The 21,624-nt window shown below is 42.8% G+C and carries 21 protein-coding genes and 3 tRNA genes; 3 read left to right on the top strand and 21 right to left on the bottom strand.

The genetic code is table 11. The features are described 5' to 3' along the window. Nucleotides 1-20: 20 nt before the first annotated feature. The 11 genes from EV210_RS06055 to EV210_RS06005 are packed head-to-tail and all read right to left on the bottom strand — an operon-like array spanning nt 21 to nt 11,443. Nucleotides 21-1,457, bottom strand: a complete 1,437-nt coding sequence (locus EV210_RS06055) for a hypothetical protein (protein ID WP_132077101.1) — start codon at nt 1,455-1,457, stop codon at nt 21-23. A gap of 35 nt (nt 1,458-1,492) precedes the next feature. Then, nucleotides 1,493-5,965 (bottom strand): phage tail protein, encoded by a 4,473-nt coding sequence (locus EV210_RS06050; protein WP_132077098.1) that lies wholly within the window; start codon nt 5,963-5,965, stop codon nt 1,493-1,495. A gap of 21 nt (nt 5,966-5,986) precedes the next feature. Continuing rightward, a complete protein-coding gene (locus EV210_RS06045) occupies nt 5,987-6,787 on the bottom strand; it encodes a phage BR0599 family protein (RefSeq protein ID WP_132077095.1) in 801 nt (266 codons plus the stop codon). After that, on the bottom strand, nt 6,788-7,138 hold the full coding sequence (locus tag EV210_RS06040; RefSeq protein ID WP_132077092.1) for a phage tail protein: 351 nt from the start codon (nt 7,136-7,138) through the stop codon (nt 6,788-6,790). After that, nucleotides 7,135-7,560: an NlpC/P60 family protein gene (locus EV210_RS06035; RefSeq protein ID WP_132077089.1), complete on the bottom strand. Its 426-nt coding sequence runs from the start codon at nt 7,558-7,560 to the stop codon at nt 7,135-7,137. The genes EV210_RS06040 and EV210_RS06035 overlap by 4 nt, the downstream gene beginning before the upstream one ends. A 12-nt stretch (nt 7,561-7,572) precedes the next feature. After that, nucleotides 7,573-8,553 (bottom strand): hypothetical protein, encoded by a 981-nt coding sequence (locus tag EV210_RS06030; RefSeq protein WP_132077087.1) that lies wholly within the window; start codon nt 8,551-8,553, stop codon nt 7,573-7,575. A gap of 55 nt (nt 8,554-8,608) precedes the next feature. After that, complete coding sequence (locus EV210_RS06025; protein WP_132077084.1) at nt 8,609-9,172, bottom strand: hypothetical protein; 564 nt, start codon at nt 9,170-9,172, stop codon at nt 8,609-8,611. A gap of 47 nt (nt 9,173-9,219) precedes the next feature. Next, the gene (locus EV210_RS06020) at nt 9,220-9,984 is read right to left on the bottom strand and encodes a hypothetical protein (protein ID WP_132077081.1); all 765 of its coding nucleotides are present in this window, start codon (nt 9,982-9,984) and stop codon (nt 9,220-9,222) included. Nucleotides 9,985-10,021: 37 nt separating this feature from the next. Then, nucleotides 10,022-10,435: a hypothetical protein gene (locus tag EV210_RS06015; RefSeq protein ID WP_132077078.1), complete on the bottom strand. Its 414-nt coding sequence runs from the start codon at nt 10,433-10,435 to the stop codon at nt 10,022-10,024. 47 nt (nt 10,436-10,482) lie between these two features. Beyond that, the gene (locus EV210_RS06010; protein ID WP_132077075.1) at nt 10,483-11,196 is read right to left on the bottom strand and encodes a sigma-70 RNA polymerase sigma factor region 4 domain-containing protein; all 714 of its coding nucleotides are present in this window, start codon (nt 11,194-11,196) and stop codon (nt 10,483-10,485) included. Next, nucleotides 11,162-11,443: a hypothetical protein gene (locus EV210_RS06005; RefSeq protein ID WP_132077072.1), complete on the bottom strand. Its 282-nt coding sequence runs from the start codon at nt 11,441-11,443 to the stop codon at nt 11,162-11,164. The genes EV210_RS06010 and EV210_RS06005 overlap by 35 nt, the downstream gene beginning before the upstream one ends. Nucleotides 11,444-11,607: 164 nt before the next feature. On the opposite strand from EV210_RS06005, the gene EV210_RS06000 reads away from it, so the two are divergent. Together EV210_RS06000 and EV210_RS05995 are read left to right on the top strand one after the other, a co-directional pair. Continuing rightward, nucleotides 11,608-12,024, top strand: a complete 417-nt coding sequence (locus EV210_RS06000) for a helix-turn-helix domain-containing protein (protein WP_132077069.1) — start codon at nt 11,608-11,610, stop codon at nt 12,022-12,024. A 59-nt stretch (nt 12,025-12,083) separates the two neighbouring features. Continuing rightward, nucleotides 12,084-12,428 (top strand): hypothetical protein, encoded by a 345-nt coding sequence (locus EV210_RS05995; RefSeq protein ID WP_132077066.1) that lies wholly within the window; start codon nt 12,084-12,086, stop codon nt 12,426-12,428. Nucleotides 12,429-12,563: 135 nt separating this feature from the next. Here EV210_RS05995 and EV210_RS05990 read toward each other — a convergent pair whose 3' ends face one another. From EV210_RS05990 to EV210_RS22525, 5 genes are all read right to left on the bottom strand, one after another. Continuing rightward, nucleotides 12,564-13,778, bottom strand: a complete 1,215-nt coding sequence (locus EV210_RS05990) for an ABC transporter permease (protein WP_132077063.1) — start codon at nt 13,776-13,778, stop codon at nt 12,564-12,566. Further along, on the bottom strand, nt 13,771-14,463 hold the full coding sequence (locus EV210_RS05985; protein WP_132077060.1) for an ABC transporter ATP-binding protein: 693 nt from the start codon (nt 14,461-14,463) through the stop codon (nt 13,771-13,773). The genes EV210_RS05990 and EV210_RS05985 overlap by 8 nt, the downstream gene beginning before the upstream one ends. Before the next feature lie 22 nt (nt 14,464-14,485). Continuing rightward, nucleotides 14,486-15,616 carry an efflux RND transporter periplasmic adaptor subunit gene (locus tag EV210_RS05980; protein WP_132077056.1) on the bottom strand — a complete coding sequence of 377 codons (1,131 nt, stop codon included), beginning with the start codon at nt 15,614-15,616 and terminating at the stop codon, nt 14,486-14,488. A gap of 17 nt (nt 15,617-15,633) precedes the next feature. Then, a complete protein-coding gene (locus tag EV210_RS05975; protein WP_165898803.1) occupies nt 15,634-16,881 on the bottom strand; it encodes a TolC family protein in 1,248 nt (415 codons plus the stop codon). A gap of 225 nt (nt 16,882-17,106) precedes the next feature. Further along, on the bottom strand, nt 17,107-17,265 hold the full coding sequence (locus tag EV210_RS22525) for a hypothetical protein (RefSeq protein WP_165898802.1): 159 nt from the start codon (nt 17,263-17,265) through the stop codon (nt 17,107-17,109). 328 nt (nt 17,266-17,593) lie between these two features. Here EV210_RS22525 and EV210_RS05970 point away from each other — a divergent pair, with 328 nt between their 5' ends. Then, on the top strand, nt 17,594-18,538 hold the full coding sequence (locus EV210_RS05970) for a tripartite tricarboxylate transporter substrate binding protein (RefSeq protein WP_132077050.1): 945 nt from the start codon (nt 17,594-17,596) through the stop codon (nt 18,536-18,538). 242 nt (nt 18,539-18,780) lie between these two features. On the opposite strand, the gene EV210_RS05965 is transcribed toward EV210_RS05970, so the two are convergent. From EV210_RS05965 to EV210_RS05945, 5 genes are all read right to left on the bottom strand, one after another. Continuing rightward, complete coding sequence (locus EV210_RS05965) at nt 18,781-19,488, bottom strand: hypothetical protein (RefSeq protein ID WP_132077048.1); 708 nt, start codon at nt 19,486-19,488, stop codon at nt 18,781-18,783. A 350-nt stretch (nt 19,489-19,838) separates the two neighbouring features. Further along, nucleotides 19,839-19,915 (bottom strand) — tRNA-Arg (locus EV210_RS05960). Nucleotides 19,916-19,930: 15 nt separating this feature from the next. Then, nucleotides 19,931-20,004: transfer RNA gene (locus tag EV210_RS05955), tRNA-Gly, on the bottom strand. Nucleotides 20,005-20,029: 25 nt separating this feature from the next. Then, nucleotides 20,030-20,106, bottom strand: a tRNA-Pro gene (locus EV210_RS05950). Between the two features lie 167 nt (nt 20,107-20,273). Then, nucleotides 20,274-21,500 (bottom strand): NAD(P)-dependent malic enzyme, encoded by a 1,227-nt coding sequence (locus EV210_RS05945; protein WP_132077044.1) that lies wholly within the window; start codon nt 21,498-21,500, stop codon nt 20,274-20,276. Nucleotides 21,501-21,624: the final 124 nt, after the last annotated feature.

Below are 21,624 nucleotides of genomic sequence, written 5' to 3'. Positions count from 1 at the left end.
GTACCTATTATTTTTCTTTACTAATTTCCTGGCCTGGAATAAACCCTGCAAACCGTGCCTGAACGAATTCCTACTACTAAAGCAGCATTGCTGCCACCGTTTGTGCTATAAAATGTAACAGAATTCCAAGCGGAGGCCGTAATTTGATTTGCTGACATATAAATAGCATTTGTAAAACCGTAATAAGAATCAAAGGTTGGCATTAATTGCATTTGTGCATAATTATCTTTCGTTACCCAGGCGCAAATTGTTCTTCTGCTAATGCTCTTATTTTCTGGTGGATACTCCGAATTGTACAATGTACCACATATTAACGTGTATCGATTACCTTCTCCTTTTCCCGAAGTAGCAACATATCCATAATCAGAGGTATTTGTTTGTGTCGTTGTATTCGGATAAACATATAAGTAATATCCTCCTGTTGACGCATACGCACATCCTAAAGTATCAATTTGGAACATATATTCTTTACTAGCCATATCCAATTCGGAAATAGTAAAGGATGCCGTATCGGCACCAATCGTCACTTTATTGACAAATTGCCACCAGTCATTCTTAATATCCAGCGTATTTGCAGTATGCTTATGACTATCATCAGCAACAGTGGCCGATATAACAATATTGGCAGAACCATCGAAGGAGGCACCCCCTGTCACATCACCTGCTAATGATATGTTTCTACTTGATGCAAGTCTCGTTGCCGTTGCTGCATTACCAGTACATATCACTGCTGAAGAAGCAGTAGCTGCATTGCCGGTACAAGTATCCGCAGTAATCGCTGTAATAGGTATCGTGATGTTGCTGTTCCCATCAAAAGCTGTTGCTGTTCCCGCCGCTTTGCCGCTTATTGTTATCGTTCTAGCAGTTGCTAACTTAGTTGCAGTAGCTGCATTACCTGTACATAAACTTGCCATCGTGGCTGTTGCCGCATTTCCGGTACAAGCAGCTGCTGTATCGGCGATTGCGGCATTAGCAACCTTACCGGTCACGGCTATTGTCACTCTGTCATTCGTTGCATCCGGCGTTAACGCAATATTATTCCCCGCCAATAATTCCAGTGTGTCAGCTGCACTATCTGCTTGGATGGTTGTACTGCCCACTCGTACATTGCTGAAGGTATTTTGATTTACTTGAGCACCAGTGGCAATGCCATCAAGCTTCGACTTATCAGTAGTACTCATAAACCCACTGATTTCCGTAGTTGCCGCATTATGAGTATGTCCGGCAGCAGCAAAAGCACTTGCGTCCATTCCATCGACCTTGTCGGCATTTAAATTTATATTAAGCATTCCATTAGAAATCGGTATTTTACCGGCTGCGTTACCGGCAGCTATCCCGTTTAATAGTCCAGCATCAACAACTTGTCCTGTAACGAGTCCTTCTAGCTCATTACGGATATCCGCGGGTCCTTGGGCAAGCGTTTGAGTATCTGCCGGTTTCAGTCCTGTATATGCCATAATCTTCACTCCTTAAAATAAAAAAGGGCTACTTTTTAATAGCCCTTTACCCGCAAATCTACTATACCACCTGTATCGGTGCCCGTTACCGTGCTGAACACCTGTAACCTCACATCCGACTTAGTTTTTGCTGACCAGGTAGCTCTACTGCTTATTCCCTCAGCAGTAGGAGTTACAACAGGCACTTCATAAAACGTATAACCATAAGATGCAGTAATTCCGCCTACAGGTACGGTAACAGTTCTAGCAATATCCTTATCTGGTACATCCATACGGATTATCAATTGATTAACTTCCGGAGTTTTCGTTGTATCCTGCGTTACTAAAACAACCCGGAAATCGGCATAGCGAAAAGTTGCCTCTAATGGCTGAAAAGGCTGCCAGTCTGTCCAAGTTATGTTATCCCGCGACAACCGGTATTCCAATCCGGCTGCCGTACCTGCGGCATATAGAACACTTGGCTGAAATACAGAACTAATATTCGCCGTAATAACTTGCCCGATATCCTTCCGGGCGCATGTATAAGTACCCGTTTCCTGATAATGTCCATTCTTTTTTGCAAGCGTTAGTACAGTTGCACCACCGATATCCGAAAACTTGGTGTCTGGATAGTCACTAAAGCGCCCTGGCAATGTGGCAAAGGTAATCAAAGAAGGTCCGAACTCGGTTCCTGTATGCTCCCCTGTTTGTAACTCAATCTCATCAAATGTCTCAATAACGTTTTTTGGAGGCAAATCCGTTACGGCGATAGTTGCTGTTGCTGCCAAGCGGCTATAGCAGCCACTGCGATTCATTGCTTTAATGTGAAATCTGCGCAATATTTCCGTATCTACAGTAAGCTGGTATTGAGTTAGTGTAATACCGGTTGCAATAACTACACCATTGTCAAAATTACTACCTTCCCGCAACTCATACCCTACCACATCATTTTCAGGTACTTTATCCCAGACGAATGCTAACCTTTCGCCGTTCTGAAAAATCCGGAATCCGCTTACATTGGCTGGCTCCAAGGTCACATATAAGCGGGCACTTGCCTCATCGGAATAATAACCGGCAGCATTTAGTGCTTTGACCATTATTTTTACATCTCCAGTTTTCTCCGGCCGGTATGTCCAGTGAATTTCTTTGGTTTCACCGATTTTCACCGCATCTTCCCAGACGTATCCTACCCGCAATTCATAGTTTGCTAAATCACTTTCCGGTGTGGCCTCGTAGGTAATATTGACCAGTGATTTGTCATTGATGTCCTGCATCAATTGAATATTAGTCACTGCCTTCGGGCGCAGACTAAAGATGCCATCATACTGAACGGCATTTCTACTGTACCTGCCGGCTACCGTAACTGCCTTAATCCAGTAGATATGTTCTCCTTCTTTAGAAATAGTCGTTTCGTAAAATGTTCCGGTAACACGCTTGTTAATTATTGTTCCGGCATCCCAACTAACTCCTTCACGAATCTCATGGTATGCCACATCTAAGCTGATCGGATTATCCCACATTAGTCTGATCTTCGTCCTGTCCGCCATGCTCTGTACAGCTGTAAAGCCACTAACATCGTCTGCTTCTACCATTGCCGATACAAACAGATTAGCCACATTCGATAAATAACCGGCAACTGTCTTTGCCCGAATCATGATGGTAAAACTGCCGCTTTCCGCTATTGCATACCGGTAAGAAGTCTCCCGTGTAATATCAATCTGCTCTGCCATATCCCAAATAGTTCCACGGCGAATCTCATAACTATCAATGTCTTTACCAGGCGAGGCTGACCAGGTCAGTTTTAGTATACTGCTGTCTCTAATATCCTGAATAGCTGCCAGGTTTGCCGGTGCGTCGGGCCGCAATATCACTTGTTTGATTTGTACTGCAGCATTGGCACTGGAATGACCAGCTAAATTAACTGCTTTTATCAGGTACGTCTGACTGCCTTCTGCTGATAACTGATATAAGAAAGATGTAGCTTTTAGCTGAGTAGCAATAATTTGCGCAATAGTCCAATTAGCTCCTTGCCTAATCTCATAATAAGAAATATCTTTTTCACTATTAGGCTCCCAAGTTAACAACAGGCGACTTCGATCAGTCTCCTGGACTGCTATAGAAAAGCCGGCCACATCGGCAGGCTCAACTTTTTGCGTTATTAAAACACTTGCCGGAGTACTAGAGTAGTTATTACTGTTATCTGCCGCACACACCAGGAAATTATACGTACCGCTTGCCGGCATAGCGAAGGTATATTGATTATCGAACACGGTATCACTAATAACGGTGCCGCTTTCCCAGACAGGTCCATATCGAAGACTGTAGCGGTTCAAGTCTACATCTTCTGCCTTATCCCACTTCAAATTTACTTTTGTACAGTCGAGAGGATCGATGGCAGCCGAAAGTCCAGTCACATTAGCAGGGGGATTATCCTTACCGGTTACAAAGATAGACTGGGAGATAGCCCCTTCCGATCTACGGCCCACACTATTTTCCACAACAAGCTTCACTAAATATGCCGTCATCGTTCTCGCATTATGAATAACAAAATGCTCATTTGCCGTGTCTCCATAAAATACCCACGTGTTGCCGTTGTCGATCGAATAATACACTGCTACCTTGTTTAAGTAAGGATAGTTAGGCAGCGTACAAGCGCCGGCTATATCGGATACAATAGTTCCATCCCTTTGTTTATAAAAAGTCTGCGTCAATTGAATTTCAGACACGTCTGGAATAGTATCTGTCAATGCATTAGGTAAATTCGTATAATTTTTGACTTCAATCTCAGCTAAATAATCATCATCGTATACACTTTCATTGTATTCCCTGGCCTTTATTTCATAAACGCCCTTTTGCTCCTGTATTTCTACAATACGAAAGGGCTTATCACTGAAATAGTTCCGGTAAGAAACAGTAACAACATCACCAGGCTCTAAATGAGCTGCGTAGGTGCCGGTGCTAAATTCAATAATCAAACTGCATAGCTTATTAAGATTCTTATTTAGATTCCCAATGCGTTTAGCTTGCGTCTGCCTGATAGTCCCCTTTAATTCAATATCTTTTTCAATTATTTTTCCCCGTTCTTCCTGTTCTACCGTATCTTCGATTAGAACAGGAACTGCAGTCCAGTTAGCCAGCGGATCAATGTATTTAATGATATACTTATTGGGAGTATCTTCCAACGAGGTCTGCGTAAAAGATACGGAATCCCGGACAATTGTATCATCGGAAAAATGATAAGAAGCAGCTGTTGACTTTTCAATCCGCAGGGAAATTTTATTGTTGGCTAAGACCAAAAAGCCGCCGATATTAGCAAACATATCTTGTAGATTTTCAATAGCATTCTTCTTTTCCGTTAGAGCAATATCAAGCTGCAATCTTTTTTCCTGACGGATTTTCCCGTCAACATCTTTGAAAGAGATAAGCTGATCACAATAATCAGCCGCTTCCCGAAAAGCAGCTTCATCCAGCATAGTTGCATCGATCCATCGCCCTAAACCATATCGCTTATTTAATAAATAATCCCGTACAATCCAAGCTGGATTATTAGACCATTCAAACTGCCAACGGTTATCGCGATACACCCATACCTTACTGCCTTTTGCTATGGCCGTAATTGTCGGGTTTCCACCTTGCAATTGATCGGACTGCTTTAGCGTTGCCCTAACATAGGCCATGTTCTTATAACTGCCTGTCTTCAAATAATTGTTAGGTGGCAATTGATCTTTTGCACCGCTTTTGAAAACATAAGAACAGCTCGGCAATCCTGTCGTTTCAACAGCAATAGGATTGTTATAGCAGTTCTTCCCGCTATAAAGAATAGTTTCATTTCCTTCACTATCAGTTACAGTTGTCGTATTTGCTACCTGCAGAATCTTACTGGGTGCCGATTCTACATGAACGGTGTTGGAAATTACCCATCCTTTTGCTTTAAGTCCATTGCTGTAACCATATTCCGTCAAATACTGAATCAGCTTTGAAATGGTACAGGAATAGTCATTGGAGCCATCTGATTTAAGACTATTTTGATCCAGCAGGGCAATTTCCGCTGTGGTGCCATTGGCTTTCAGCTTCAGCTTCTTGTTGCTTATTTCAATAGTCGCATCCTCATAAAGGCTATTATGAATGGAAAATACCGAACCTTGCGAAATCAGCAAGCTGTTAGCCGTTGCTCCGTATATTGACGCAATCTCGCCTTCAGCCAGCAAAACATCTTTAGTCAGCGTTTTACTATCCGATGATGTCTGGTGATATGTTTGCAGTCCCCCGACCTTCCGTGTACCATATACGACAGGAATCACTGCATCTGACGAAACTTCATTCATATATTGATCAAAGGGAGTTTCCGTAGAATAACTTGGCGGCTTTATCGGGTTCGTTATTGACCATAACGTAGAAGCCATGCTCATACCGTATAAGCCTGCCTGTAGCGAGCGCCCTGCTAATCCAAATAGTTTTTGCCCTGCTCCACCGGCTCCCAAAAAGAATCCTGCAATACTAAATAATATCTTACCTTTACTTTTACCCATAAGCGACCTCCTTTCCTAAAATCAGCTGCGAATAATCATTTCCCACGGAATGGCTACGAAGCCGGAAAAATTAGCTCCATTATTAAAGCGGTTAATGCAAGTGGACTGGTTTTTATCACAACCGCGGCTAATCTCATACTGGCCCTCAACAGGAATGAGAAACGGGTATTCAACCTTAACTGAATTACCGCTGTTGCTTTTGATTTTCCGTGTTTCAAAGCCAACAGTGATATGACCGTCCTTCCAGTAGTCATCTGATTTGATTTGTTGAATAACGACGGTATGACTATTACTGCCACTTTGAACAATTCCTCTTGTTAGCTCTTTTGCCATACCGCAATCATCAGGATCGGCAAACACCGCGTTGCAAGAAAGCATCGTGGTCCTTCCGGTAGGAATTGTCGGAATCCCCGCCCGGCAGGTTACTTTAAATACCCCTTTGCCGCAGTCTAGGGATGGACTATCCATATCGCCAACAAAAACATAGCGATACTCACCTGTAGTTATTGATGCTGGATAGGCGATTTCCAGTAATTGTATCTGCTTTCCTCTAAAATCAAAAGACTGAAATAAGGCTAACGAAAATTCGTCACCGGCATTGCTGATAGTCAATTCCACATTATCAATCTTAGAGTCTACCCCTGTTTTTTTTGCACCTATTTCCACGGGAAATGCAGTGTAATGCTGACCGTCAAAAAATATATCCTGATCAGCTATTGCCAAATACAAAGGCTGAGGCTGTACCAGCACCCGGAGCAGTGTTATTAGAAAAGGGGCATCCTTTTCCTTTTCGGCAGCTAACGATACCGGAAGTATTTGCATTTATACCACCTTCTCCAGGATAATTTCTGCCTTATAGCCAATTGGATCATGTAATTCTCTAATCAAGGTAATGGGCAGCTTATTTTGCGCAAATCTCACAGTTTGCTGGACCCCGTCCGGGTCAGTCCAGTAAAATGCATCAGCATTTCCGTAGTGTCTGTCAAAGAAAGCTTCTAACTCCAGCCGGTCTTCATTCAAGCCTGCTAACTGAAACTTCCATTGAACTTGTGGAGTCATTGCTATTTTTTGAATTTGTTTTTTTGAAGACTCGAACTGTATCACACGATTAGCGAACTCAGTTCCTTTTTCACATTCACCTTTATAGTTCCAAATAAATGTTTCTATGATCATTCACCCGCTTTCCTACGTTTAAATCCGCAAACAAAAAACTGTCCCCAATAGGACAGCCTGTCTATAAAACTATATGAAGTTACAGTAGCATTCTTAGGGGGAAATGTACTCAAAAACTTATCATATTCCAAGTATATACCAGTATGATGCTCACCATAAACTTCAAAAAGCACGATATCGCCATATTCTAATGCCGCAATGCTGCGAGTCTTCTCAAAGTATTTAATAAAATACCGCAGCATGCGATATTTTTCTTTTACAAACCATTCCCTGTCAATAAGCTTGCCATCATCAAATGAAGGCTGCCACTGATGGGTTTTATAAAATTCCACTAAAAGTCCTATGCAATCGACACCGCTATTCTTATCACGCCCATTAAACTTCCATGGAATACCGATGAAATTGTTATCTTGTCTCACCATTGTAACCACGCATTAGTACCGGTAGCCATAACGCTTCATTTTATTCAGCATGGCTGCGAGTTCATCCATCGACATCTGCTGCTGCATAACAATCGGCTGAGCAACAGTGGTTTGTCCGTTAGAACCATCAGTAACTAATTGGAAAATCATCTGATTTTGTTGAATCATCAGTTCATTCTGCCGCTGCAATTCCTGAATATGTTTTTCCGACTGCTGTACCTGAAGGCTCATTGACGAACTTTTTGCTAAAGCAGGATTTTTGAGATAGGGTACAACATCTGTACCGCTTCTCATAAAAGTCTCAAAAGCTTTATTGGAATCGACTGTTAAGACTCTTTCTCCTACTTTCAGCTTTCTTATTACCTCATCTTCCTTAATGTCTGGCTTGACCATTCCGCCCTCATGCATTAGCTGAGGATATTTAGTCACTACACCGCCATAATGATAACCAAATAATTTGAATATCCGGCTCAGCAAAGATGGTTCCTTGTTTTCAATACGAAATAAAGATTTAATAGCATCCGTTTTTAACCCATCGAGCAAAACCTTCCATTTATCTTTTATATTTGCCCCTTTAACAAATATATCAGTACTTAGCACTGAAAGTTCTTCTCTAATTTTTTCCCATTTGCGTTTTTCTCCACTGCTTTCTGTGGTCTTATCTTTATCAGCAGACTTGCCGGTCTCCTTTATCTTATCTGGTTCGGCAGCTTTAGCAGTGTTTTCTGACTTAACAGGAGTTGCGGTCTCCTCTTTTGTGTCCTTTTCCTTTTTACCACCAAATATCCCAAAAAGTCTGCTCAGGAATGATGGATTATTATTTTCGACCTTAAATATTGATTTAATAGCATCTTCGAGTAAACCATCTAATAAGGCCTTCCATTTAGTTCTGATTTGCTCACCTTTTACAACGATTGCAGATACTATTTCTGAAGCTTCTTTTCTAATTCTTTCCCATCTTTCTTTTTCTTTTTTATCATTGTCATTTGCCAACTTCACCAACTCCCTGTTGTTTTTAGCGATTATGACGAAACCCATAAAGATTTGATTAGAACTTACCTTGCATTTTTTGTAGTGCTTGGATCGCGTCAACACCGGTCAGTTGTTCTTTAGCTTCCTGCTGTTTATTATTCCTATTAATCCCTTCAATAGTGGCTTCGATCTCGGGAATACTCATTTGTTTAATATCCTGCAAAGTCAACGATGTTTCCTGTATTAAAAAGGCAATAAGCCTGTTCCACTCCGGCTCTTTCTCCTGCTCACTGCTGCCCGTTCTTTTGTAGTGTGATACATCCAGAAAGACATCAATGATTTGTCTTGCCGTTCGCAAATCAAGCCACCCTCGAATTTCTTCCTTGGTTTCTTTTTTGTTTACCGCAAGATAAATCATTTCCAGAATCGCCTCATAGCCTTCCTCACTATACATCCTGGAAATACTGCCATCGTGATTGACTTTAGATTTTAAAATATCGTAAGCTAATATATCAGGATAATCCAGTTTCTTCATAAAGTAACGAATTTTATCTTTCCACTCAAGCATTGCAGCATAAATGAAATGCTCGTTGCCATTGCGGTCTACAATGACTTCAAACGCCGTATAAACATCAGCCATAGCTGCCTCCTTAACGAATAAAGAGGGGCTTACGCCCCTCCCTTAGCTTAATCTACATATTCCGTAACATTATAAGAAACGACGCGTTTATCAGCCCGGCCGGAATCCAAAATTTCAAATTCAAGCTTTGGAGCAAAAGCAGCGCCACGTTTTGCATCATATGTATATGCGCCATTTGCTTTACAGCGATAAGCACGAATGTCAATTTTATAGCGCTTGCCATCATCCATCTGGTCGGAAATAAGGGTATGCCGGAATTCAGCCACTTTAGGAATATCATTTTCTAAATGATGTACGGCTTGTCCGCTCGCATCTGTATAATAGTAAGAGAATTCCACTGTTTTACCATTAAGCGAAGTATCAACAGTTACTACACCGGCAGCACTAACCTTAAACTCATTCGCAGCAGGAGTACCGGAAGTCTTAACAAGCGTCACTCCCGTTTCGACTACATTTGCTACTACCGTATCCAGCAATAGATTGGCCGTTTTGTTTAGTGTGCAAGTTCCGGTTGCGATTGCTTTCTTATCTGATGTTACCCATACTTCAGCACCTGAAGTAATAGTTGATCCGGTAGCTGCTTTAATCCCTTCCAATTTAAAAACAGCATCTGTAATAGTCAGCTTTGCAGTTTTTTCACTGGCAAAAGTCAGCAGCGAGTAGAGTGAGTCGCCACCATTTACTTTCTGCTCGGTTACAGTGGCTGCAATCTGCAGATCCTGCGATTTATTGATATTAACAAAAGAACCATCGGTAAATACTAATTGACTAACGCCAACTCCATGAAAAATTAAATCAGGCATCATTACCATTTTTACATCCATCCTTTATTATTAATTTATATAACTGCTAGTTATTTACCAGCGGTTGATAGCGAATACTGTATTGGAATACATCCCAGGGATCTGCATGCTTCTGCCCCTCTGTGATAATAGGCATGTCCGGAAAACGGGCTTGCAACACTCTTGTTACTTCTTTGTGCACTGCAGCTGCTTCATTACGGGTAGCTGCATAGATACAAATCTCCAGCGTGGTGTTATTGCGAAAATAGTTTTCTACTTCCGGTTTTTCCGGTCTGAATACAAAGCTCAGAAATGGTAACTGATCGGCATCAATTGCTACCGGCATAGCCGCAGTTCTACGGAATCGCTTATTTTTGCTGTCGTCATCTGCCGGATTACTCACTAGGGTCATTAAAGCCATATCATGAGTAAATTCACGAAAAATTTTATCCTGTACTTCAAACGGAGTAATAAAACTCACCTCCTCATTCTCTGGCTCGTCTTTCTGAGGTTATACACCCATGCTCTTCACCTCCTCGTACACAAATCCTCACCCCAGTCCGTACCGCAAATCGGACAACAGGTTTTGGTATCTTTAAATGAAGCATGTAATTCCTCGGGCACCTTACAAAGAGTTTGCGAAACAAATTCTTTACGACCATCACGTCTTATCTTCCAGCGACCATTTACAGCTATATGCTGTAAATATTCATGAATAAGTCCCACTGTCAGGCTGGGACTCTTTGCTGTTTGCTTTGATGCTCGGGAGGTTAAGATGTCCTTCACTATATACTTATTTTTTTCTGCATATTGTAACAGCTTCTTACGAATTTTCATTAACCTCCGATGGATTTGCATTTTGTAAGTACCTTGTCGTTTTGCGATTTGCTCAAAGCTAAACTTCTTCACGGTCCACAGATAAAGCAGCTTATATTCTTCCGGCAGTAATATTGCTTTAATATCCGCAACAAGCTTAAGCATTTCATTTAAATTCTCTTGTTCAATCAGCATTTCATCAGGCATTTTTCCATATATCCCAATATAGCTTTCAACAAGAACAGCCCCGCGCCGCATCAGCAAAGTATACTGCTTTGCATCAGCTTTACTATCTTCACTATGCGCTTCCAATTGAAGAATATGAATACATTCTTCCTCACTAATCATTCCATCTGATAAATCCCTCAGTATTTTTTCCAGCTTATCTATTTCAACACACCTCCCTATGCCTTTTATCTGCGGCATAATTTAATCGCTTAGTACGGAGACTGCTAATCATATCAACAACAAAGAAAAAACCACGGATAATACCACAATCGAGCTTTCTTTTTCCCTTTTCATGTCGTTTTATTGTTTCTCCGCTCTTTATATAGCGAACATCATTGCTGCATTTGCACAGATACACTTCTATTTCTTCTTTTTCCCCTTCAACCGCAATACGGCCATATCTACCAGAATTCCTATAGTTAATGAGAAAATAGTGGATTGTCATACGATCACCTCATTTAATTTATGCGATTCATTTATTGATACATTTTGTATCTAAGATCATTTTAACGACACATTTTGTATCAGTCAAGTCTTTTTGAAACATTTTGTTTCCATTATTGCTTAGATACGTTCTGTTTTTTATAATAGAGACAAGGTGGTGTGCTTATGATCAAACCGCAGTATGCATTACGGCTTGCCGAGTTACGTAGCGCACGGGGGTTAACCCAACAACAACTGGCCGATTTAACCGGCTTAACTAGAGGCAGGCTCAATAACTACGAGCAAGGGACACGCGAGCCCGATCTTGTGACCTTGCAAAGCCTTGCTGATTTCTTCCAGGTGACGACCGACTTTTTGCTTGGCCGCACCGATACCACCGGCGATTTCACTGCCGAAACGATGAGCAAGATTGATCAGGCCCTGGATGAAGATCCGGAGCTGCTTGCCTTTTGGCTGGAAACAAAAAAACGCCCTGACCTGCAGTTATTCTTAAAGCAAGTCAAGAGCGCATCGCCGAAAGCCATTCGGCAAATGATGACAATTATTAAAATGATTGAAGAGGAAGAGTCTGATGAAAGCTGATCCTTCCTCTCCAACACTCCTGCAAGTTATAAGAATACGACCAGAAGGCTGGTATAACTATGCACAATTACGAAATGCTCTACTGTCTCTTTGAACCGGATTGCAACATTGAGGAAGTATTACGGTCTTACAACATTCGCACTAAGGTACTGCTGATGGACGGTGCAATCCATGCTTTCGTCTGGCACAGCAGAAAAGGCAGATATTACATCGTTGCCAATGAATGCCTCACCCCTTGTGCCCTGCGCAGCGTTTTTTTTCATGAAATCAAGCATATTTTAGAGGATGCTCCGCTGATGGGGTACTGGCTGGGCCTTGATCAGTACCGTCACCCTATTGAAGAAAAAGCGGATGCCTTTTATGAGATTGCCGCCGCTTATGTAACAACAAATAGAAGCAACTGAGGATACGGCATATGACAGCCGTTTTAAATTGCCGATTTTTATCGAACATACGTTCTAGAGAGGTAAAAAAATACAGCGATGGTAGGTACCATCACTGCGTTTATCAGCCCAAACTATTAGTTTCTTCCTTTATGGTTATTCGTACCGCAAGGCTTCGATCGGATCCAGCAAAGCGGCCTTTCTGGCAGGATAAATGCCAAAGAACAAGCCAATCGCAACGGAAAAGCCGAAGGAAACCAGAATGGAGAGTACGGATATTACTGTGTTTAAACCGCCAATCACCGATATGGCATAGGCAGAAGCAATCCCCAGTAAGATTCCGCCAATACCGCCGATCAGGCCAATAACGATTGATTCCAGCAAAAACTGCAGCATAATATCGCGGTAGGTGGCACCCAGCGCCTTGCGGATGCCGATTTCCCGGGTTCGCTCGGTTACTGACACCATCATAATGTTCATAATGCCGATACCGCCGACAAGCAGCGATATGGCGGCAATGCTGCCAAGCAGCATGGTAATGGTTCCTGTTGTTTCTGTTGCCATTTCCATGATACTGGTCAGATTGCGTACGGTAAAGTCGTCTTCTTTCGTACCGGTAATTTTATGCTGCTGGCGCAATAACGTTGTGATCTTTTCCTGGACGGCATCCATTGCTTCCATTTTGGTCACTTGTATATTGATAGAATGGACATAGTTAATGCCGATCAGCCGCTCCTGTGCCGTCGTCAGCGGAATCATAACAATATCGTCCTGATCCTGCCCCATTGTCGACTGACCCTTGCTGTCCAGCACACCGACAACCTGATAGGGCGTATTGTTTATCCGGACGCTTTGTCCCACAGGATTAACGCTGCCAAACAGATTCTGCGCAACGGTAGCTCCCAAAACGGCGATCCGGTTGCGGGCCGTAATATCCCGATCGGTAACAAAGCTGCCGCTCCCCACCGTCAAGCTGCGAATGGCCATATAATCGGGTGTTATTCCCTGGACAGTGGTTGTCCAGTTCTGATTGCCGGCAATCAGCTGGTACTGTTTGCTGACAGAAGGTGCCACATAATCAATACCTGAGACCGTTTTCCGGATATAGTCGGCATCACCTGTAACCAAGGTTATACTGCTGCCGGAAGCAGACCGCACCCCTTGCGAGGAAGCGGCTCCCGGTGTAACAATCAGCATATTGCTGCCCAGGCTGGCAATGGAATTCTGTACTTTTTCCCGGACGCCCAGACCAACGGACACCATGGCAATAACCGCACCAACGCCGATAATAATTCCCAGCATGGTTAAGATCGAACGCATCTTATTGCTGAGCAACGCACGCAAAGCTATGGTAATGCTTTCTTTAAACATGATTGGACTCCTTTGTCTGGTCACTTAAGATCAAGCCGTCCCGCACCGTTATAACCCGCTTGGCATATTCAGCAATATCCGGTTCATGCGTAACCAGAATAACCGTCCTGCCCTGCTCATGCAAAGAGCTGAAAATATTCATAATATCCACACTGGAGCGGCTGTCCAGATTGCCTGTCGGTTCGTCTGCCATAATAATGCTGGGATTGTTGACAAGCGCCCTGGCAATTGCCACTCTTTGACGCTGTCCGCCGGATAATTCATTCGGCAAATGATTTTTCCGTGCTGCCAGGCCAACCATATCCAGCAGCTTGGCGGCTCGTTCAAGGCGTTCTTTTTCCGGTAGCCGGGCATAAACCAACGGTAAAGCTACATTGTCCCAGGCCGATACCCGGGAAAGGAGGTTAAAATTTTGAAACACAAAGCCAATGCGCTTGTTCCGGGTTTTCGCCAATTCATCATCATTCAGAGTAGCTACTTCATAGCCGTCCAATAAATATGAACCGCTGCTGGGCCGGTCCAGGCAGCCCAAGATATTCATCATTGTCGATTTCCCTGAGCCTGAAGGGCCCATAATCGCTGCAAATTCGCCATCATTGATCTGAAGGGAGATATCGACGAGTGCAGAAACCGTTTCCTCCCCCATTTGGTAGCGTTTTGTTACATTCTGTAAGACAATCCCCACTGTTCATCAACCCCTTTGCCCGCTACATCGGTGGTGGACCATTGTTCTGTTTCGTTGTAGTTTTGTTTTCTGATTTGGTGTAAGAAATAACAAGCTTATCGCCTTCTGTAAGTCCCTGGGTGATCTCAACCTTATCACCGCTTGTTATTCCTACCGCTACCGGTACGGTCTCAGTTTTGCCGTTATCCCGTAAAACGGTTACAGACTGGCCGCCGGTGGTCGTCTTTAAAGCTGACAGCGGTACTAACAGCACATCTTTTTTCTGATCAATGCTAATTGTTACCCGGGCCGTCATTTCCGGCTTCAGCAAATTATTCGGGTCTTGAGCTTCTAAGGTCACGTAATAGTAAATGACACTGCTGGTGGAAGAAGATGAGGATGACGAAGACGAAGAGGTGGACGTATTAGTAGTCGTTGTAGCTGTAGAAATCTGTCCGATTTTACTGACCCGCCCCGAAAAGGTTTGGTTTTGATAGGCATCTACCGTAAAGGACGCTTCTTGTCCTACTTTAATCCTGCCAATATCCGTCTCATCTACCTTTACCTTAATGATCTTTCCTGACAAATTGCCAATCATCATGACAACCGTTGGATCATTAACGCCTGCGGTTACCAGTGTGCCGACCGTGGCCGGTTCACCCATGACAACGCCGTCAATCGGCGATACCAGCACCGTTTCATTCAGGCTGGATTTGGCCGCATCATAGCTTGCCAACGCTGTCTGGTAATTTAGCAGGGCATCTTCAAGGTCAGCGCCGGATTTTGCGCCAATGGAATGCAAATATTGGAGACGTTGATACTTGGCACCGGTATTATCCACCTGGTACTTGGCCTTTGCCAGTGTCGTTTCCAAAGTGGTGTCTTCTAAAATGGCCAGCACCTGCCCGGCTTTAACGGTATCATTCTCCTTGACCTTCAACTCTTTGATCAAACCGGCAACCTTTGAGGAAATATCAACAGCTTCTACCGGTTTGACAGTACCGGTAGCCGACACGACAGAAGTAATATCCCCTTTGACTGCGATTGCGGTTTCCTGTGCAGCACCCGCTGTATTGTGAACAGTTTTCACATAATACGCATAGCCGCCGCCGGCTATCCCTGCTAAAAGAACTAACATAATGATCCACTTTTTAGCATTTGTCTGTTTCCACATAAGACGTATCCTCCCAGTTAATTCATCCCCATACCATTTTCCAGTTTGGCCTTATAATCCGCATAGGCATATTGAGCTGCAATATAGTTGTTTTGCGCAGTTGTCAGTGCAAGCTGTGCATCAATAACATCCAGAATTACACCCTCGCCGACGCGATACTTGGCAACAGCGATCGAATAATCTTCTTTAGCCTTGCTGATCGCCAGCTGGGTAGTATCCCGCCGTTTTTCCGCTTCTTTCATATTAAGATAATATTCCTTGACCGATAGCTCGATTGCATCCTCCTGCGATTCCAATTCCAGACGGGCAGTATCTACCGAGCTTTTTGCTTTTTTAACTTTCGATTTTGTTACCTGACTGTCAAATAAATTCCACGAGGTTGTTAAGCCTACATAGGCATCTTCGCTATTTTCACCAATGGAGGCATCACTCCAGCTCATTCCCGAAGTGAGCGAAATCAACGGCTTGCTGTCGGCTCTGGCAACAGAGACACTCTGCTCAGCCGAATGAACTAAAAGACGGTATTTTTTCAGTTCCGGGCTATGGGCTTTGGCATAAGCCACCGACTCTTCCATCGTCATGGTAAAAGGCACATACTGAAACTCTTCTACCAGCTCCAGTTCTCCCGCCTCCTTCCAGCGCAATTGTTTTTTCAGCGTATTAACAGCTACGGCATAGGCATTTTGCGCCTGCAGCAAGGTTTGCTGCGCATCCGCCAACTCAACCTCAGAGCGCAGTACATCGGCTTTGGCCACATTGTCTACACTATATTGTTCTTTCACATTGGTTAAATGCTGTTGATAGTTATCGACCGTTTCCTGCGCAACCGCCTGGGCCTGATGGGTTTTAATGACCGTTAAGTAATCCGAAATTGTGTTGCTTTTCACATCCAGCTTTGTCTTGACTGCATTCAGTTCCGCTTTTGTCACATCCGTCTCGGCGATCTTAATATTCCCTTCGTTCTTGCCGCCGCTGTACAGCGGCAAGGTAAGCGTCATGCTGCTGTTGCTGGCATCTGTTGAGCTGCCGGGCTTTTTCAAGTATGTATTGTTGGAAGCGGCAAGAGACACACCCTTGCTGCCTTTGGCGCTTTGCAGCGAATACCGGGCTTCTTGTTCCTCGTTGGCAGCAATTTTAATATCCAGATGATTTTTTAGAGCCATTTCAACAGCCTGATCAATAGTCAGCGGAGCGGCACTGGTTATCGCCGTTAAAGCAAACATGCACAATCCACTGAGCAGTGCTATCTTTCTTATGTACCTCATTACAAAATAAGCCTCCTTTTGCGACAACAGGTTCATCACAACGCTTATTTTACACATCAATTTTTAGTTTTTTATTTGAAAGATAAACAATTAATAATTTTTGATAGCAGGAACATCATTATTTATATACTTTTATTAAAAAATCCTTAAATTTTAAAACAAAAAAAGAATGAAAAAGCCACAGGCATAAGCCCGCAGCTCTTCCACTCTCTGCTATTTCATACATTATCTCGTAACATTCACCCGTTCTTGCATTACCTGATTGAATACCCGTTCAAAAGACGGTTCCTCTTTTTTGCCGGCATTGCGTGCAGCTTCACGATATTTATCCTGTAAGTTCACATAAGGAATACGAAATACCGGTGCAACCTTCGTAACTTTCACCGCAATCACCTTCCATATTTTCCCTATTCGTTATTTGGAATAAAATTCCTTTTATTTCTTATTTAAATATATTGTAAAATTTTCTTTTTAGAATTTATTTAGAATGCATGAGCTTTGCGCTTCTCTTAGATATGCCCAGGAGATTCAGCTAATTATATACAAACAAATGATTACTTTTTTCTCAAGATGTGCTACGATATAATAAATTCCATAATATTCCACAATTATCCTAAATTATCCAGGAGGTAACAAAATGCGAAAAAATGTTATTACATTCACAGTAGCTTGCATATTCGTTATTTCGACTATACTGGGAGGGTGTACAAGCATGCAGAGTAAAGAGTCAACTACGAGCAAAAAATATCCGAATAAGCCAATTACTTTTATTGTCCCCTTTGGCGCTGGCGGCGCTCTAGATGTTGTAGCTCGAATGCTGGAGAAATCATCGGTAAAACATTTAGGTCAACCCCTGGTTATCCTCAATAAACCCGGTTCAGCAGGAGCTCTTGGCTGGAATGAACTAGTCACTGCTGCTCCGGATGGCTACACAATCGGTATTTCATCGTCCGAACTTTTTTTACATCCGCTTTATGGTAATTCAAAATACAACTATCCAACTGCTTTAGAGCCATTAGCCCAAATCTCATCGACTCCGTTTATCATGGTAGTACAGGCTAATCAACCTTGGGAAACTGCTGCTGATCTTGTCAAATACGCCAAAGAACATCCCGGCGAATTAAAATTTGGTCATAGTGGCATGGGCTCGATCCCACATGTAGTAGGAGAAGCCTTTTCTAAGTCGGCCAGCATTACACTAGATCAAGTTCCCTTCCGCAGCGCAGCAGAGGCAATAACTGCTTTATTAGGCGGCCATATCCAAGTAGTACTTATTAATCCCGGTACAGCAAAAGAATATATCAAAAGTGGTATGTTAAAAACCCTGGCCGTAACAGATGCTAATCGTTTAATTGATCCAGTTTTTTCTAATGTACCTACCTTCAAAGAGCAGGGTTTTGAACTTTATTATGGCAGCCGCCTTGGTTTAGTTGCACCTAAAGATATGCCTGCTGATGTAAAAGCTAAACTAGTCGAAGGTTTAAAATCAATGCTGACCGATCCAAACTTCAAAAAAGAACTTGCGTCTATGGGGCTACAATATGAATATTTAGATGATAAACAAACTCAAAAACAATGGATATATGAGAATACAGGATTAACTAAAGCTGTTCAGGAATCCGGCATTGTCGAACTTATTAAATCACAAAAACAATAACAACTCAGTAATCAAAGCTGCTGGGCATACTATCCCTTTCATGATCTGCTAAACTCATAGTGAACATAAAAAAGCCAGTCTCCCAAATCGGGAAACTGGCCTTTAAATTTACGCGGCCGCACCATATGACCTAAGGAGTTACGCATTATCTTCCAGGTTTTCTGGAATGTCTATAACTAAGAATACTAATAATAACACTGAAAAACGAGCAATGTTTATCTTGACTCATCACTCTTATGTATTTATGCCACATTACCTTCATTAACTAATTTTTTTTGCTTTTCTAATTGTATATGAGCAGCGAAAGACTCAATAGCCGGATAGCCCAACGGCCCTCCACAAATCTTTCTGAAGTTACTCAAAGCGTTACAACCATTGGCATCATTAAACAAAAACGAAAATTCTGCTTCAATAATTTTTCTATTTGCAGCGCTATACTGCCAAGCCACTAAAATCGATTCAAGCATATTCAAATAAGTTAAAACGAGCCATCTTAGTTTAGAAATTTCCCCTTCACTTAACGTTATATTTTCTTTGTCATTGAATTCGTCTTTATTCTTTTCTTTCCGCTTCTCTTGTTTTTCTTGTTTTTCTTGTTTCCTTTGCTTCTTTTGCTCTTTTAGTTTTTTATACGCCCTTTTTTCCTCTTTATTCATTATTTCTAATATAAACTTATGTTGTTTTTTATTTACCTTAAAAACTTCTTGATTAAACAGGCTTTGGCATTGTTCAAAAGAAAAACTTTCAACTGCTTTTCTAGCTGATGATGTTTCTTTCTTTACCGAATTATTCCATGCTAATAACAAATCAACCGCTTTTTCTCTTCTACCACGCTCATGCTCTGCCTTTATTTGAAATCTTAAAAGAATAACGCCAAGTACTGCACAAGCATTAACAATCGTAGCAACTTTTACCCAGAAATCAACTTCTTTCCAAGATTCGCCAATCAATGTAAAAAAAAATATAAATAGTTAAAGTTAATATCCCGCCTATTATCATAAAACTAATTTCTTTTTTCCCTATATTCATCTGTATTAATTCCACTCCTTATAGTTACATTTGCTTGATAACGTTATTAATCAGTCTTTGTCCGGTCTCAAGCATCTTATTCGCTTTAAATACCGTAATTATTACATATAATACCATAAAATGCGCTTTTTCCCTATAAATAAAAAAACGGGTTTTCTCCCGATTTAACTGCGATAGATTAAAATGTGCGACATTGCCGGCGACAAATCAAATAAAAGACAAAAAAGAGGCCTAGCATTTATCGCTAGACCCCTATTCTTCTGGGTTCATATGGCGTCCTGGAAGGGATTCGAACCCCTGACCCACGGCTTAGAAGGCCGTTGCTCTATCCAGCTGAGCTACCAGGACATATAAACATAAAAATGGAGCGGGTGATGGGAATCGAACCCACGCAGCTAGCTTGGAAGGCTAGGACTCTACCATTGAGCTACACCCGCACGTTTTATTATTATGAAATTGAAATGGTCGGAGCGGCAGGATTCGAACCTGCGACCCCCTGGTCCCAAGCCAGGTGCGCTACCAAACTGCGCTACGCCCCGTTAACACAAGAATCATTATATCACATTCGATGTTTTAATGTCAACACATTTTTCAACATCTTTTTTCAAGTTAGTGGCCAGAGCGCTTACTCCGGCCACTCTTGAAGACAAATATTATAATAACAGATGTTTTATATTATGTCAAGCAGCATTTGTGATATTTTGGTTTATTTGCCAAGTTTTACACGGGCAGCAGTCTTAGCACGGATAATCTCCGGATCAACCTGGATGCGGGCTACGCCGGTTTCAATCGCCGCTTTTGCCACCGCAGCCGCTACTGCAGGGGCTACCCGGGGATCAAATGCATCAGGGACAACAAAATCTTCCCGCAGTTCATCATCAGCCACCAAACCGGCTATTGCATAAGCGGCGGCGATTTTCATTTCTTCGTTTATCTGGCGGGCACGCACATCCATAGCGCCGCGAAATACTCCGGGGAATACCGTAACATTATTGACCTGATTAGGGGCATCGGAACGCCCGGTCCCCGCCACTACCGCTCCGGCAGCTTTTGCCTCATTATACATGATTTCCGGCACAGGATTCGCCATGGCAATGACAACCGGTTCGTTCATAGAAGCAATAATTTCGGCAGTAAAGGCTCCCGGTGCAGACACACCGATGATCACATCAGCACCCTTGGCGATTTGCGCAAAGCTCCCTTTCACCTTCGCTTTATTAGTAGTGCGGGCTAATTGTTCCTGGACGCGGTTAAGTCCTGGCATCCCTTCATAAAGAGCTCCCTGGATATCGACCATCGTTACATTCTCAGCACCTGCATTGACCAGCAAGCGGCCAATAGCACTGCCTGCGGCACCAGCGCCGTTAACAACGATCTTTGCTGTTGCTAGTTCTTTCTTTACATAACGGAGCGCTCCCAAAACAGCCGACAAGGCAGCTATTGCCGTTCCATGCTGATCGTCATGGAATACAGGAATGTCCATGATTTCCTTCAAGCGGTCTTCAATATCATAGCATTTGGGAGAGGCGAGATCCTCCAGGTTAATACCGGCAAACGTCGGCTGCAAGAGCCTTACCGTTTCAATAATTTTGTCAGGATCTTTGGTATCAAGGCAGATTGGTATGGCATCAACATCACCAAATACTTTAAACAGCACCGCTTTGCCTTCCATTACGGGCATTGCCGCTTCCGGACCAATATCCCCCAAGCCTAAAACACGGGTGCCATCCGAGACAATTGCCACCATATTGCCGCGGCAGGTTAAGGCAAATGACAAATCCTTGTCAGCCTTGATCTCCTTGCAAGGCTCGGCAACTCCCGGTGTATAAGCAAGACTGAGATCTTCCCTTGTAGCCAGGGGAACCTTGCTGGCAACTGCCAGTTTGCCCTGATTGTCTCTGTGCAGCTTCAAAGCTGCCTCTCTTATATCCACGTATATACCCCTCTCATGATGCGGCAGACAACCGTCACCTAATGTATATTGTAGAGGAAACATAGGGGGATAAGCAAGACGACGAAGCGGAAATAATGCGATTATTCCCGCTTCGTCGTCCTAA

Source organism: Anaerospora hongkongensis, from assembly GCF_004339805.1.
GTDB lineage: Bacteria > Bacillota > Negativicutes > Sporomusales > DSM-15969 > Anaerospora > Anaerospora hongkongensis.
The sequence above is the reverse complement of the archived record's forward strand: the minus strand, read 5'-3'. Positions and strand labels throughout refer to the sequence as shown.

What these genes read in the sequence shown, in the direction of transcription:
- EV210_RS06055 (WP_132077101.1), bottom strand. Translation starts at nt 1,457, where the DNA reads ATGGCATATACAGGACTGAAACCGGCAGATACTCAAACGCTTGCCCAA.
- EV210_RS06050 (WP_132077098.1), bottom strand. Translation starts at nt 5,965, where the DNA reads ATGGGTAAAAGTAAAGGTAAGATATTATTTAGTATTGCAGGATTCTTT.
- EV210_RS06045 (WP_132077095.1), bottom strand. Translation starts at nt 6,787, where the DNA reads ATGCAAATACTTCCGGTATCGTTAGCTGCCGAAAAGGAAAAGGATGCC.
- EV210_RS06040 (WP_132077092.1), bottom strand. Translation starts at nt 7,138, where the DNA reads ATGATCATAGAAACATTTATTTGGAACTATAAAGGTGAATGTGAAAAA.
- EV210_RS06035 (WP_132077089.1), bottom strand. Translation starts at nt 7,560, where the DNA reads ATGGTGAGACAAGATAACAATTTCATCGGTATTCCATGGAAGTTTAAT.
- EV210_RS06025 (WP_132077084.1), bottom strand. Translation starts at nt 9,172, where the DNA reads ATGGCTGATGTTTATACGGCGTTTGAAGTCATTGTAGACCGCAATGGC.
- EV210_RS06020 (WP_132077081.1), bottom strand. Translation starts at nt 9,984, where the DNA reads ATGGTAATGATGCCTGATTTAATTTTTCATGGAGTTGGCGTTAGTCAA.
- EV210_RS06010 (WP_132077075.1), bottom strand. Translation starts at nt 11,196, where the DNA reads ATGCCGCAGATAAAAGGCATAGGGAGGTGTGTTGAAATAGATAAGCTG.
- EV210_RS06005 (WP_132077072.1), bottom strand. Translation starts at nt 11,443, where the DNA reads ATGACAATCCACTATTTTCTCATTAACTATAGGAATTCTGGTAGATAT.
- EV210_RS06000 (WP_132077069.1), top strand. Translation starts at nt 11,608, where the DNA reads ATGATCAAACCGCAGTATGCATTACGGCTTGCCGAGTTACGTAGCGCA.
- EV210_RS05995 (WP_132077066.1), top strand. Translation starts at nt 12,084, where the DNA reads ATGCACAATTACGAAATGCTCTACTGTCTCTTTGAACCGGATTGCAAC.
- EV210_RS05990 (WP_132077063.1), bottom strand. Translation starts at nt 13,778, where the DNA reads ATGTTTAAAGAAAGCATTACCATAGCTTTGCGTGCGTTGCTCAGCAAT.
- EV210_RS05980 (WP_132077056.1), bottom strand. Translation starts at nt 15,616, where the DNA reads ATGTGGAAACAGACAAATGCTAAAAAGTGGATCATTATGTTAGTTCTT.
- EV210_RS05975 (WP_165898803.1), bottom strand. Translation starts at nt 16,881, where the DNA reads ATGAGGTACATAAGAAAGATAGCACTGCTCAGTGGATTGTGCATGTTT.
- EV210_RS05970 (WP_132077050.1), top strand. Translation starts at nt 17,594, where the DNA reads ATGCAGAGTAAAGAGTCAACTACGAGCAAAAAATATCCGAATAAGCCA.